Genomic DNA, 12,724 nt, shown 5'->3' with positions numbered 1-12,724 from the left:
GCAGGTTCGATCTGGCGCCGAAGCCAGGTTGTCCGTTGACGCCATTGTGGCGGAAGCGGGGCGATTGCTCACGACGAAAAGCCGCAGCCGATAGGCGATTGCGGCTCGCTTGTGATCGCTGTAAAAGGCGGCACTTATGTAGTTGCTAGCTTGCCCGCGGGTATCGCGCGCTGATCGATAGCCTCAAACGAGAAGAACATCATGCATTTCACTATCCGGACACTCGCGTCGGCGGCGGTTTCACTCGGTCTGTTGCTCGGCGGTGCGTCCTACGCGTTCGCCGGAAAAGCCCATCTGGTTCTGGACGCGCAGACCGGCACCGTTCTCGAAGCCGAGAATGCCGACGAGCTGAACTATCCCGCGTCCTTGACCAAGATGATGACGATCTATCTTGCGTTCGAAGCGCTTCGCGACGGCAAGCTGACGTGGGACCAGCGACTGACGATGTCGGAAAATGCCAATGGCAAGGAGCCCTTCAAGCTGGCCGTCGGCGTCGGGCGCACCGTCTCCGTCCGCGAAGCCGTGATGGGCATGATCGTGCTGTCGGCCAATGATGCTTCCGTTGCCATCGGCGAACAGCTGGCCGGCACTGAAACCGGGTTTGCCAAGGTGATGACCGAGAAGGCGCACCAGCTCGGCATGGCCAGCACCGTGTTCAAGAACGCCAACGGCCTGCCGGATCCGGAGCAGGTGACGACGGCGCGTGACATGGCGACGCTCGGCATTGCGCTGATGCGCGATTTCCCAGAAGAGTTTGCGCTGTTTTCGAACCGCAAGATCGAATTCAGGGGCATGAAGCTTCGCGGCCACAACGGCGTGATGAACCGCTATGCAGGCGCTGACGGCATCAAGACCGGCTACACCACGGCGTCTGGCTATAACGTGGTGACGTCGGCGACGCGCGACGGCAAGCGCCTCGTCGGCGTCGTCATGGGCGGCGAGACCGCCGAAAAGCGCGACACCCAGATGATGGGCCTGCTCGACAAGTATTTCCCGGCGACCAGCGATACGCTTTCGTCCGCAAGCACCGTCGAGCCGGCTGCAGCCGAAACGACGAAGACCAACTGAACAGCGCCGTAGAGCACTTGGTGCGAATGCGAGGCTGACATCGGCCTACAGCGCCGCGCGTCTTATTAGACGCGCAAAGGTCGCTGTAGCACTTTGAATTGCTGCATGAGCGCCGACAGCGTGCGTCTTCCGAGTTGCACCCCGCAGACGATACGACCCGCCTGACATGCGAAGGGCGCTGCGGCCTGTTCCCGCGATGGGAGGTGCCGAGCGCCCTTGCTGCCGATTGGCCTGTCTATGCGGCTCTCTTGTCCTCGTGACTGGTGGGCGTCACCATGGCCGAGATGATCGTCGGCAGATCGAGCGCGCCGATCGGGCGGCCGTTTTCGTCGACGACATGGGCCACGTTGAGATGAGCGCCGGTCATGGCGCGGGCCGCCGATTCCAGCACCGTGCCCATCGTCAGCGGCATGCCTTCCGGGTTGCCGGAAAGCGGCCGCATGATCGTCTCGACATTGATGACGCGTCCGCGGTTCACTTCCTTGACGAAGGCGCTGATGTAGTCGTCGGCGGGCGACAGCACGATTTCCTGGCCCGTTCCCTGCTGCACCACGCGGCCATCCCGCAGGATGGCGATCTTGTCGCCGAGCCTGAGCGCCTCGTCGAGATCGTGGGTGATGAAGACGACGGTCTTCTTCAGCTCTTTCTGTAGGTCGAGAAGCACGCTCTGCATATCGACGCGGATCAGCGGATCGAGTGCCGAATAGGCTTCGTCCATCAGCAGGATGTCGGCATCGTTGGTGAGCGCCCGGGCGAGGCCGACGCGTTGCTGCATGCCGCCGGAAAGCTGGTTGGGGTAGTGGTTCTCAAAGCCCTGGAGACCGACCCGGTCGATCCAGCCGCGCGCGCGCTTTTCGCTCTCGGCCTTGCCGACGCCCTGGATCTCCAGGCCGTAAACGGTGTTGTCGAGCACGGTCCGGTGCGGCAGCAGCGCGAATTTCTGGAACACCATCGCCGTCTTGTGGCGACGGAATTCGCGCAGGTCGTTGTCGTTCATCTTGCAGACGTCGACGCCGTCATAGAGCACTTCGCCTGCGGTCGGGTCGATCAGCCGGTTGATGTGGCGGATCAGCGTCGACTTGCCCGAGCCCGAAAGCCCCATGACCACCATGACGCCACCGGCCGGCATCGAGATGTTGATGTCCTGCAGACCGAGCACGTGGCCGTGCTTTTCGTTGAGTTCCGCCTTGCCCAGGCCCCGCTTGACGGCATCGACATAGTTGCCGCCATTGGGGCCGAAGATCTTGTAGAGGTTCTTCACCTCGATCGCGTGACTAGCCATGGATAACCTCCGAATGCTTCTGTAGCCGCCTGCCGAAGGCCTGGCTGGTACGGTCGAAAATGATGGCGATACCGACAAGGGCGAAGCCGTTGAGGAAACCGACGGTGAAGAACTGGTTGGCGATCGCCTGCAGCACGTTCTTGCCGAGGCCGCCCACGCCGATCATCGATGCGACGACGACCATCGCCAGCGACATCATGATGGTCTGGTTGATGCCGGCCATGATGGTGGGCAGCGCCAGCGGCATCTGCACGTTCTTGAGCTTCTGCCAGGCCGACGACCCGAAGGCGTCGGCGGCTTCGAGCACTTCCTTGTCGACGAGGCGGATGCCGAGATTGGTGAGCCGGATCATCGGCGGCACGGCATAGATGACGACGGCGATGAGGCCCGGAACCTTGCCGATGCCGAAGATCATCACGACCGGAATAAGATAGACGAAGCTCGGCATCGTCTGCATCACGTCGAGCGCCGGATTGACGACCGACTGCACCCGCTCGGAGCGCGCCATCAGAATGCCGATCGGAATGCCGATCAGGATCGAGATCAGCGTGCAGACGGTGACCATTGCGAGCGTGACCATCGTGTCGTTCCACAGGCCGACGAGGCCGATGGCGATCATCGACAGCGCCGTGCCGATGGTGATGTTGATGTTGCGGCTGCCGAAATAGACGATCGCCACCATGAGCGCGAGGATGACGATCCACGGCGAGCTGACGAACAGGCTTTCGAGATAGTTCAGAAACCATTGAAGCGGCTGGACGACCGTGTCGATGGCGTCGCCATAGGTGCGGACGAAACCCTTGAAACCATCGTCGATGGTCTTGCGAGCCAGGCGGATCGTTCCGTCGTCAATGGCAGGGAACTTGCAGAGCAACTCTGGCAAGACACTGCAGATGGATGCCATATTTTTCCCCTTCTTGGCCTGAAGTCTTATGACGCCGACTGCGTCTTCAGACCGGTCGTTGCCGATCCCTGCGCAGACTTTGCGGTGACCTCTTCGGGTCCCGGCGTGAGGAATGTGACAGCGGAACGTGACGCCCGCTTTACTGAATGCGACATGCGAAGCGAACTGAACCTGTTCGTCGTCGCCGGTATTGCTTGCCATGTCCGACAATTTTTTCCGGCTGGCGAAGACGCCGATGCAGGCGACCGCTTTTCACGCGGGCCGCCTGCATCGTCAGCGAAAATCAGAGTGCCGCCTTGACCTTCTCGGCCACATCAGGGCTTACCCATGTGGTCCACATGTCCGGGAACTCTTCGAGGAAGTGCTTTGCTGCATCCTCGTTGGTGCCCTGGTTCTCATCCATCCAGGCAAGGACCTTGTTGACGGTGCCATTGTCCCACTTGCGCGCCTTGACATAGTCCATGGCAACGCCGGCCTTGTCGGCAAACGACTTGGTCACGACAGTGAAGACGTCGGAGACCGGGTAGGAGTTGACCTTCGGGCTCGGGCAATCCGGAACGGCCGAGCAGGCGTCCCATTCCTTCTTGTCGTGATCAACGCCGAAGGAGAGGCGGGTCATTTCGTACTTGCCGAGGATGGCAGTCGGTGCCCAGTAGTAGCCGAGCCAGCCGGTCTTCTTGGCAAAGGCGTTGGCGATCGAGCCGTCGAGGCCGGCCGCAGAGCCGGTGTCGATCAGCTGGAAGCCGGCCTTCTCGGCATCGATCGCCTTGTAGAGATTGGCGGTCGAAACCTGGCAGTTCCAGCCAGACGGGCAATTGTGAATGGCGGCTTTGGACGGGTCTTCCGGTGCCGGGAAGAGATCGGGGTGTTTCAGCGCATCCTGCACCGTCTTGATATCGGGGTTGGCATCGGCGACGAATTTCGGGATCCACCAGCCTTCGACGCCGCCTTCGCTCAGGATCTTGGCGGCTTCGATCAGCCGGCCTTCCTTGATGGCCGCGTCGAGCGGCGTGCGAACGGCGTTGACCCAGAGTTCCGGCGCCATATCCGGCTGGGCCTTTTCGTTCATGGAGGCAAAGGTCGGCATGGTGTCGCCGGTGACCAGCGTCACGGTGCAACCGTAACCGTTTTCCAGAATGAACTTGTCCACGTGAGCGGCAACGCCCGCCGACGCCCAGTTCATCTCGGCAATGCTGACTTCACCGCATTCCGCGGCCTGCGCGGAACCCGCCAGCGCGTACAGACCCGCGGCGAGAATGGTGGAAGCGAGGAGTTTCTTCATGTTGCAAGACCTCCCAGTCTTTAACTGCAGCCTACGATCAAACGGGCGTCGTGGGGACGCCGTGCATCCCGGTCACCCGAGCCAAATGAGCAGCCTGGGGTTCGGCAAAAGACAAGCCAAGGGTAGCCCCTGCTGCGGCGGTGTGGGAGTTCGATCTGGTCCTGGCCGCGGAACCCTGTCGCCGGCCGGATCTCCTCTATACCGCTCCGCAAGCCTAAGTATTCTCGTTGGGAAATCAACCTCTTGAATCGGAAAACGGCCGCGCCGGGCTGCGGGCAGCGTCTGTCTGCGACATGATGGAAGGGGATTTTTTTGGCTTCCATCGGGCCAAATTTAAGCATTCGCGACAATTAGTGCCGTAAAATATAGCGGTCGCCGCAATGCTTGTTTTCGATCTGTTGCAATCAGGACCTTTCCTGTCGTGAATGCGCCACGCGCACATTTTGTAAATGTCGCGAAAAAAATTCAAAAAATGCCGCGATTCATCTTTCGTTAAATCCTCGATAACCATCCGGTAACGATGTCCGGCTAATTGTTGTTGCGCGGCGGGAAACGGCCGTCGACCCGGATCAAGGTATAGCGTCCCGGGTTTGAGCGAACCTCCGGTGTGTTTTTCCGGAGTGACCAGCGTTTTTTGGAAGCCGCATCCCTCGATAAGAGGTCGATGCGGTTTTCGCGTTTAAGGGCGTGTCGCACAAAAGTGCGTGGCGGTTCTGCGGCGACGACATGCGCAAACCCAGCGCCTCACATGCGCCGTATGGCCAAAAAAAACCGCCTCCACGAAGGGAGACGGCTGGAGGAGAAGGCGTCAGCTGCCGGAATGCGAAGCCGTGGCCGATAGGGGCCCGATCCTATGGGCCTGATGGGTCAGCCGACGTTGGACGTGCGGATGAAGCCGAGCGGGCCGAAGGGAGCGTCGAGAACGACGTTGCGAACGCGCGACTGGCTGACCGGTGCCTTGGAATTCCAGGCGATCTGAACGAAATTTGGTTTGCTGAATATGTACAGCATGGGCATGGACCTTGAGAGGCCGGACGTTTGTCGTCCGGTGTGTGTTTCGATGGCGCTGATATAGGCTCGCGCCTTATGGAATTGAATGCCAAACTCGTCACGGGATGTCGCATTTATGCTAGTTTCGGAGGGAAACTCGACAAGCTTGATGAGCGGCCGAAACAGTCCGTCATCGACGCGCCGCAAATGCGGCGAAAACGTGTCAATACAGCTCTTTGCGGCCGGTCAATTCGGTGTTACCGGTGGCCGCATGACACGCAAGATCATGCTTCAGGGAACCGGCTCGGATGTCGGAAAATCGGTATTGGTGGCAGGCCTCTGCCGGCTCGCCTCCAATCACGGGTTGAAGGTCAGGCCGTTCAAGCCGCAGAACATGTCGAACAACGCCGCCGTGTCGCATGACGGCGGCGAAATCGGCCGGGCGCAATGGCTGCAGGCGCTAGCCGCCCGCGTGCCGTCTTCGGTGCACATGAACCCGGTGCTCTTGAAGCCGCAGTCGGATGTCGGCAGCCAGATCGTCGTGCAGGGCAAGGTCGCAGGCCAGGCGAAGGGGCGGGAATATCAGGCACTGAAGCCGAAGCTGCTCGGGGCGGTGATGGAAAGCTTCGAGCAGATTTCGGCCGGTGCCGATCTCGTGGTCGTCGAGGGGGCGGGGTCACCTGCCGAAATCAACTTGAGAGCAGGCGACATCGCCAATATGGGTTTTGCGACCCGCGCCGATGTCCCCGTTGTGCTCGTTGGCGACATCGATCGCGGCGGCGTCATCGCCTCGTTGGTCGGCACCCATGCGATCCTGCCCGACGAGGACCGGCGCATGGTGACGGGCTATTTGATCAACAAGTTCCGTGGGGACGTCACGCTGTTCGACGACGGCATCGCCGCGGTCGGCCGCTACACCGGCTGGCCCTGTTTCGGCGTAGTGCCGTGGCTGAAGGCGGCCGGGCGGCTGCCGGCAGAGGATTCGGTCGTGCTCGAAAAGCTGGCCCGCGGCGAGGGGCGGGCGCTCAAGGTTGCCGTTCCGGTGTTGTCGAGAATTGCCAATTTCGACGACCTCGATCCGCTCGCCGCCGAGCCGGAGGTCGATCTCGTCTTCGTCAAACCGGGCAGCCCGATCCCCGCCGATGCCGCTCTCGTCGTCATCCCTGGGTCGAAATCGACCATCGGCGATCTCAAGGATTTCAGGGCGCAGGGTTGGGATGAGGACCTCAAGCGCCATGTGCGGCGCGGTGGCCGGGTGATCGGCATCTGCGGCGGCTACCAGATGCTGGGCGCGCGCGTCACCGACCCTCTCGGCATCGAGGGCAACGAGCGGGAAATCAAGGGACTTGGGCTGCTCGACGTCGAAACGGAAATGGCGCCGGAAAAGACCCTGCGCAACAGCCGTGCCTGGTCGCTGGAACACGACGTGCCGCTCGAAGGCTATGAAATCCATCTCGGCCGCACCACGGGTCCTGACTGCGACCGCCCTTCGATCCGCATCGACGATCGCGCCGATGGCGCCCTTTCGGCCGACGGACGGGTGATGGGAACCTACCTGCATGGGTTGTTTTCCAGCGATGCCTACCGTGCTGCCCTGCTCAAAAGCTTCGGCATCGAAGGCGGCATCGGCAACTACCGCCAGTCGGTCGATGCGGCGCTCGATGACGTCGCCGCGGAGCTCGAGGCGGTGCTTGACCCGACGTGGCTCCATCAACTGCTCGGCAATTGAGGCCCGCCCGCAGCATTTGCAGCACGCGCGCGGGGCGTTAAGATGCGTCGCGGACTGCGTGCCGCAGGCGCCGACACATGCAGACTTCTGACCACGGGATGACCGGCGCAACAGGCGGTTTGCAATGAGTGACGACGAGCGGCGTGCGCATTGGGATGCTGCCTATGCCTCCAAGGACGAGGCGGGCGTCAGCTGGTTCGAAGGCACGCCCGAGGTGTCGCTGCGGCTCATTCACGAGTACGGGCGGGGCTTGCCGGCATCGCTGATCGATATCGGCGGCGGTGCGTCTAGATTGGTCGATCGGCTGCTGGAGGAGGGCGGATGGTCGGTCGCGGTGCTTGACCTGTCTCCAACCGCGCTTGGCGCCGCACGAGCCCGGCTCGGCGCGCGCGGCGAAGCGGTAGAGTGGATCGCCGCCGACGTGACCGACTGGTCGCCTTCGCGGCAATACGATATCTGGCACGACCGCGCCGCGTTTCACTTCCTGACCGGTGCGGCAGAGCGCGCGGCCTATGTCGAACGTCTTTGTGCTGCCGTGAAGCCTTCCGGACACGCCATCATCGCCACCTTTGCGCCGGATGGGCCGAACCGCTGCAGCGGTTTGCCGGTGATGCGCTACGACCCGGCGGCGCTTGCCGAAGTAATCGGGCCGTCCTTCCGGCTGGTCGAAGCGATCAGGCACCAGCATAAGACGCCATGGAATTCAGTGCAGGCTTTTCAGTTCAGCGCGCTGCAGCGGGTACGGTAGCGGTAGCATGGGCGAGCGCAAGGGGCTAGCGGACCTGCGAGAACGTGAACGCCCTGTCGCCGTGGTACCATATGAATTCGTTTTCCTTGCCGCTAAGTCCTCCGGGATTTCGCAGCACCATTCCGCAGAGGTTCGTTGTCTTGAGCCACAGGAAGCAAACCTCGTCCCTGTCAAACTTGACCTCGACATCGGTCATGCGACCAGCGCCGATGGAAGCCCAGCCTCCTGTCAGAGTGGCCACGCCCCCGGTTGAAATGACAGCCTCATGTTCCTCGCCCGAGTCCAGCATGCGTCCATGCAGCCGATGCCCCAGGAATAGTGAGCGGGCTTCGTCGGCTTCCAGTCTGTTCCTGCCTACGAAGTCGGCGTTCATCAAGGTCTCAGGCACGCCGGCCAGGCGCAGTCCCCGGTAGAAGAGCTCGCTATCCGCCAGCTTTGCCAGATCCATGGGCGGGCTGGTCGAGATGGTGGCGGCAGTGCCACCGCGTGCGAGGCGAAGCGCGTTGAAACGAGTGATCGCTGCCTGCGCTTCCGTGTTCCGGCCGAGGTGCGCGTAAGCGGAGGCGAGAAGAAGGAAAGAACCGTCATCCTGAGGATTGAGTTCGATGCTGCGCTTCACCGCAGCCACCGACGCCTCGAAATCCTCCAGGCTGAACTGCGTCAGTCCAAGAACGTAAATGAAGAAGGACGGAGAGTGCGGATCGAGGCGCATGGCCGTACGGATATAGGGCAGGGCCTCCGCTGGGCGGCCGGCGGAGGTCAGCACGAAGGCCGTCAGCGCGTAGCTCCAGGAATCGCCGGGTTCGAGCGCGATCGCTTCCTTGAGTTCGGCGAGCGCATCGGCATGCTGCCAGGCCGCTTCGGACAGGAGAGCGGCCGCCTGATAGGCGAGCGCTGTTTTGTGTTTCTGCGCGGTCCTTAGAAATTGTAGCGCCTTGGCTCTAGCTTCGATCCGCGAGATATCAAGCCGATAATGCCAACGCCACAGGTAGACGCGCGCGTAGACCATGGCGGCGGCGGCATAGGCTCGTCCATAGGCAGGATCGAGCGCAATCGCCTGCTCGAAAAAAGGCACTGCCTTTGCAAAATCTTCGGGGGTCGTGCGCCGGTGATGCTCCCAGCCGCGCAGGAACGCATCGAAGGCCGCCGGGACCGTCGTTTCCTTGCGTCCGAAGGCCATCTGCTCGTCAGGATTCAACCGAAGCGCAAGCGCGTCGGCAATGCCGCGCATCACTTCGTCCTGCAGCGCAAAGACATCGGAAAGTGAACCGTCGAACTTGCCGGCCCAAACGTGGCCGCCGCTGAGAGAATCTATGAGCTGAACATTGATCCGTAGCTGTTCTCCGGCACGCTGCACACTGCCTTCGAGGACGTATCGGACACCGAGTTCCTTGGACACCTGCCTGGGTGTCACCGCCCTGCCCTTGTAGGTGAAGGTCGAGTTACGCGCGATAACGAACAAGCCGGATACCTGAGCCAGCTCGGTGACAAGGCCATCGGTCATGCCATCGGCGAAATACTCCTGCCTGGGATCGTCGCTCACGTTGGCAAACGGAAGCACCGCGATCGACGGCTTGTCCGGCGCGGTCAGATTCGGTGGTTGTATCTGGACCGTTTCCACAGGCGACTCCCAGGGCCGCCACCAGGCCACGCCGGCAGCAGCGCCGAGCACGACAGCAGACGTAACGAGTGCCGCCCAGCGCTTCGCGTGGCGCCCAGCGACCTTTACGCTGCCGGGGCGGGCTTCGTTCAGCCCCAGCCGGTAAGTCCGCACCGGCTTTTCGATATGCTTCAGGCGTTGTTCGCCGAGAAAGACGAAGCCGACATCGAGGTGCTTCTCGACCTGGTCGTAGGCGGTGCCGGAGATGATGATCCCACCCGGTTCGGCGAGGCTCTGCAGGCGCTCGGCAATGATCACTCCATCGCCGTGAATGTCGTCGCCTTCAACGATGACGTCGCCAAGATTGATGCCGATGCGGAATTCCAGTCGACCCTGATCGGAGCCGCGGCTTTCGGATTTCGCGCGCTGAACCTCCACCGCACAACGGACCGCCTCGACGACACTCTGGAACTCGACCAATAACCCGTCGCCCATGGTCTTGATCAACCGCCCGCGATGTGCGGCAATCCTTTGTTCGAACAGGCCGTGCAGATCGGCCTGAAAGCGGGCACACGTACCCTCTTCGTCGGCTTGGGTGAGCAGTCCATAGCCGGAAACGTCGGCAATCATCACGGCGGTGAGCCTGCGTTCCATCTGCCTTCCGGATAATCGAAACGACTTTCGGCTACTCTATCGCAATATCTGACGTTGCTAAAATAAAGTTCAGTTGCCGTGGAGCGTCCGCTCCGACGTCGACTACAGCGCCGCGCGTCTTACTGGACGCGCAAAGGTCGCTGTAACACTTTGAATTGCTGCATGTTTTTATCCTTAGGTCGAATACCATCTAAGGATAAAAACATGCAGGAGTGGCCTTTGCGGCCTGCTGCCGGCAAATTGTCGCGCGCCGCATCTCGACGGGTGGCGTGTCGCACGCGTCGATTGACTTTGCGGCGCCCGCTTCCTAATCATCTGACGTTGGATGGTTTCCCCGGATCGTGGCGATGCGGGGGAATAATTGGGAATGTGACGGATGGACCCAAATCGGGCATCCTTATCGCAGCCGACCCCGCGACTGTAGAACGGTCAGGGTTCGCCATCGGGCTGATAGCCGGCTTCCTTTCGATTGCATGGGGCAATCGAAGGCGGTTTGGAATTCAGCCGGAAAAGCCACTGGCGTGGCTTCGTGATCAGCCGGGTTGGACGCCTCTTCTTCTACGAATCGTCCGCCTTTCACGAAACCAGAAAACGCCGGGAAGGTGAGGCGGGCCGTTCGGGCCCAAGCATCGGTCTTCGCGTGATCACGCGGGGCGCGATGTGGTGGGCTCGTGACGCCGTGAGCCAGGAGACCTGCCGTCCGACAGGGGCATTCCGCCCGAAGGGAAGCCCGCTTCCCACGCCATCACGGAGGTTGTCTTGGCTCATCGATCGTTTCCCGAACGCGCCGTCGGCGCGGTGAAATCCTGTTGCCGCTCGAATTCGCGACCAAGCGCGTGAGGCTGCAACGCACATGAGCATTTCCCATGCCGGGCCGGTTCTGGTCCTCGGCGGTGCCCGTTCCGGCAAATCCAGCTTTTCCGAAAGGCTCGTCGAAGCCTCCGGGCTCGGCATGCACTATGTCGCGACCGGCCGTGCCTGGGACGACGAGATGCGCGAGCGCATCGACCATCACCGGGCAAGGCGCGGCGAAGGCTGGACGACGCATGAAGAGCCGCTCGACCTCGTTTCGCTGCTGACGCGCATCGATGACGAGAACCGCGTGGTGCTCGTCGACTGCCTGACGCTGTGGGTCACCAACCTGATGATGGAAGGGCGCGACATGGCGGCAGAGTTCGCGGCCCTTGCCGCTTTCCTGCCGGAGGCGCGGGCGCGCCTCATCCTTGTTTCCAACGAAGTCGGCCTCGGCATCGTGCCCGAGAACCGCATGGTCCGCGATTTCCGCGACCATGCCGGCCGGCTTCACCAGATCGTTGCGGAGAAATCCGCGGAAGTTTACTTTGTCGCGGCCGGATTGCCGCTGAAAATGAAGGGTTGATCCATGACCACTGCCAGAGCCAACCAGGGCAAGATCCCGGCGACCGTCATCACCGGCTTCCTCGGTGCCGGCAAGACGACGATGATCCGCAATCTGCTGCAGAACGCCGATGGCAAGCGCATTGCGCTCATCATCAACGAGTTCGGCGATCTCGGCGTCGACGGCGACGTGCTGAAGGGCTGCGGCGCAGAAGCCTGCTCGGAAGACGATATCATTGAGCTTACCAATGGCTGCATCTGCTGCACGGTTGCCGATGATTTCATCCCGACCATGACCAAGCTGCTCGAGCGCGAAAATCGTCCTGACCATATCATCATTGAAACCTCGGGCCTCGCTTTGCCGCAGCCGCTGATCGCCGCCTTCAACTGGCCTGATATCCGCAGCGAAGTCACCGTCGATGGCGTCGTCACCGTGGTCGACAGTGCCGCCGTTGCCGCCGGCCGTTTTGCCGACGACCATGACAAGGTCGATGCGTTGCGTGTCGAGGACGACAATCTCGACCACGAAAGCCCGATCGAGGAACTGTTCGAGGACCAGTTGACCGCCGCCGACCTGATCGTGCTCAACAAGACCGATCTGATCGACGCCTCCGGCCTCAAGGCCGTGCGCGACGAGGTCGCTTCGCGCACTAACCGCAAGCCAACAATGATCGAGGCGAAGAACGGCGAAGTTGCCGCTGCCATCCTGCTCGGCCTCGGCGTCGGCACGGAAAGCGATATCGCCAACCGCAAGTCTCACCACGAGATGGAACATGAGGCCGGCGAGGAGCACTCTCATGACGAGTTCGACAGCTTCGTCGTCGAGCTCGGCGCGATTGCCGATCCGGCAGGTTTCATCGATCGCCTCAAGGGCGTGATATCAGAGCATGACGTGCTGCGCCTCAAGGGCTTTGCCGACGTGCCCGGCAAGCCGATGCGCCTGCTGATCCAGGCCGTTGGCGCCCGCATCGACCAGTATTACGACCGTGCCTGGGCGGCTGGCGAGAAGCGCGGTACGCGCCTCGTCGTCATCGGCCTGCACGACATGGACGAAGCTGCGGTGCGCGCCGCCATCACCGCACTCGCCTAACTCCTTGAAGCAACGCAATTC

Annotated in this window: 10 protein-coding genes and 1 riboswitch; of the genes, 5 read left to right on the top strand and 5 right to left on the bottom strand. The window is 61.7% G+C overall.

Going from position 1 to position 12,724, the window contains the following annotated elements; translation table 11 throughout:
- Positions 1 to 201 precede the first annotated feature (201 nt).
- Positions 202 to 1,068 carry a D-alanyl-D-alanine carboxypeptidase family protein gene (locus C6558_RS19655; RefSeq protein ID WP_025427383.1) on the top strand — a complete coding sequence of 289 codons (867 nt, stop codon included), beginning with the start codon at positions 202 to 204 and terminating at the stop codon, positions 1,066 to 1,068.
- 235 nt (positions 1,069 to 1,303) lie between these two features.
- Here C6558_RS19655 and C6558_RS19650 read toward each other — a convergent pair whose 3' ends face one another.
- The 4 genes from C6558_RS19650 to C6558_RS19635 all read right to left on the bottom strand — a co-directional run bounded on the left by C6558_RS19650 (position 1,304) and on the right by C6558_RS19635 (position 5,547).
- Positions 1,304 to 2,350 carry a glycine betaine/L-proline ABC transporter ATP-binding protein gene (locus tag C6558_RS19650; RefSeq protein WP_025427382.1) on the bottom strand — a complete coding sequence of 349 codons (1,047 nt, stop codon included), beginning with the start codon at positions 2,348 to 2,350 and terminating at the stop codon, positions 1,304 to 1,306.
- Positions 2,343 to 3,254 (bottom strand): proline/glycine betaine ABC transporter permease, encoded by a 912-nt coding sequence (locus C6558_RS19645; RefSeq protein ID WP_025427381.1) that lies wholly within the window; start codon positions 3,252 to 3,254, stop codon positions 2,343 to 2,345. Before C6558_RS19645 ends, C6558_RS19650 begins: the two co-directional genes overlap by 8 nt.
- Before the next feature lie 283 nt (positions 3,255 to 3,537).
- Positions 3,538 to 4,536 (bottom strand): ABC transporter substrate-binding protein, encoded by a 999-nt coding sequence (locus tag C6558_RS19640; RefSeq protein WP_025427380.1) that lies wholly within the window; start codon positions 4,534 to 4,536, stop codon positions 3,538 to 3,540.
- Between the two features lie 867 nt (positions 4,537 to 5,403).
- Complete coding sequence (locus C6558_RS19635; RefSeq protein ID WP_107027614.1) at positions 5,404 to 5,547, bottom strand: hypothetical protein; 144 nt, start codon at positions 5,545 to 5,547, stop codon at positions 5,404 to 5,406.
- Positions 5,548 to 5,797: 250 nt separating this feature from the next.
- Between C6558_RS19635 and C6558_RS19630 the strand changes: the two genes are divergently transcribed.
- Entirely contained in the window at positions 5,798 to 7,255 is a 1,458-nt protein-coding gene (locus tag C6558_RS19630) for a cobyric acid synthase (RefSeq protein ID WP_025427379.1), read from the top strand.
- Between the two features lie 124 nt (positions 7,256 to 7,379).
- Positions 7,380 to 8,003: a trans-aconitate 2-methyltransferase gene (locus tag C6558_RS19625; RefSeq protein WP_025427378.1), complete on the top strand. Its 624-nt coding sequence runs from the start codon at positions 7,380 to 7,382 to the stop codon at positions 8,001 to 8,003.
- A 25-nt stretch (positions 8,004 to 8,028) separates the two neighbouring features.
- Here C6558_RS19625 and C6558_RS19620 read toward each other — a convergent pair whose 3' ends face one another.
- Complete coding sequence (locus C6558_RS19620) at positions 8,029 to 10,257, bottom strand: adenylate/guanylate cyclase domain-containing protein (RefSeq protein WP_084815264.1); 2,229 nt, start codon at positions 10,255 to 10,257, stop codon at positions 8,029 to 8,031.
- A gap of 309 nt (positions 10,258 to 10,566) precedes the next feature.
- A riboswitch (cobalamin riboswitch) is annotated at positions 10,567 to 10,973 on the top strand.
- A 137-nt stretch (positions 10,974 to 11,110) separates the two neighbouring features.
- On the opposite strand from C6558_RS19620, the gene cobU reads away from it, so the two are divergent.
- A complete protein-coding gene (gene cobU, locus C6558_RS19615; RefSeq protein ID WP_025427376.1) occupies positions 11,111 to 11,635 on the top strand; it encodes a bifunctional adenosylcobinamide kinase/adenosylcobinamide-phosphate guanylyltransferase in 525 nt (174 codons plus the stop codon).
- A gap of 3 nt (positions 11,636 to 11,638) precedes the next feature.
- A complete protein-coding gene (gene cobW / locus C6558_RS19610; protein WP_025427375.1) occupies positions 11,639 to 12,703 on the top strand; it encodes a cobalamin biosynthesis protein CobW in 1,065 nt (354 codons plus the stop codon).
- Positions 12,704 to 12,724 lie beyond the last annotated feature (21 nt).

It is taken from the genome of Ensifer sp. NM-2, from assembly GCF_003024455.1.
GTDB classification, from domain to species: Bacteria; Pseudomonadota; Alphaproteobacteria; order Rhizobiales; family Rhizobiaceae; genus Ensifer; species Ensifer canadensis.
This window is presented reverse-complemented; position numbering and strand designations above follow the sequence as displayed.

Excerpts from the sequence above, each read along its gene's own strand:
- C6558_RS19625 (WP_025427378.1), top strand. The coding sequence starts at position 7,380 with ATGAGTGACGACGAGCGGCGTGCGCATTGGGATGCTGCCTATGCCTCC.
- C6558_RS19630 (WP_025427379.1), top strand. The coding sequence starts at position 5,798 with ATGACACGCAAGATCATGCTTCAGGGAACCGGCTCGGATGTCGGAAAA.
- C6558_RS19640 (WP_025427380.1), bottom strand. The coding sequence starts at position 4,536 with ATGAAGAAACTCCTCGCTTCCACCATTCTCGCCGCGGGTCTGTACGCG.
- cobU (WP_025427376.1), top strand. The coding sequence starts at position 11,111 with ATGAGCATTTCCCATGCCGGGCCGGTTCTGGTCCTCGGCGGTGCCCGT.
- C6558_RS19620 (WP_084815264.1), bottom strand. The coding sequence starts at position 10,257 with ATGGAACGCAGGCTCACCGCCGTGATGATTGCCGACGTTTCCGGCTAT.
- C6558_RS19655 (WP_025427383.1), top strand. The coding sequence starts at position 202 with ATGCATTTCACTATCCGGACACTCGCGTCGGCGGCGGTTTCACTCGGT.
- C6558_RS19635 (WP_107027614.1), bottom strand. The coding sequence starts at position 5,547 with ATGCTGTACATATTCAGCAAACCAAATTTCGTTCAGATCGCCTGGAAT.
- C6558_RS19650 (WP_025427382.1), bottom strand. The coding sequence starts at position 2,350 with ATGGCTAGTCACGCGATCGAGGTGAAGAACCTCTACAAGATCTTCGGC.
- C6558_RS19645 (WP_025427381.1), bottom strand. The coding sequence starts at position 3,254 with ATGGCATCCATCTGCAGTGTCTTGCCAGAGTTGCTCTGCAAGTTCCCT.
- cobW (WP_025427375.1), top strand. The coding sequence starts at position 11,639 with ATGACCACTGCCAGAGCCAACCAGGGCAAGATCCCGGCGACCGTCATC.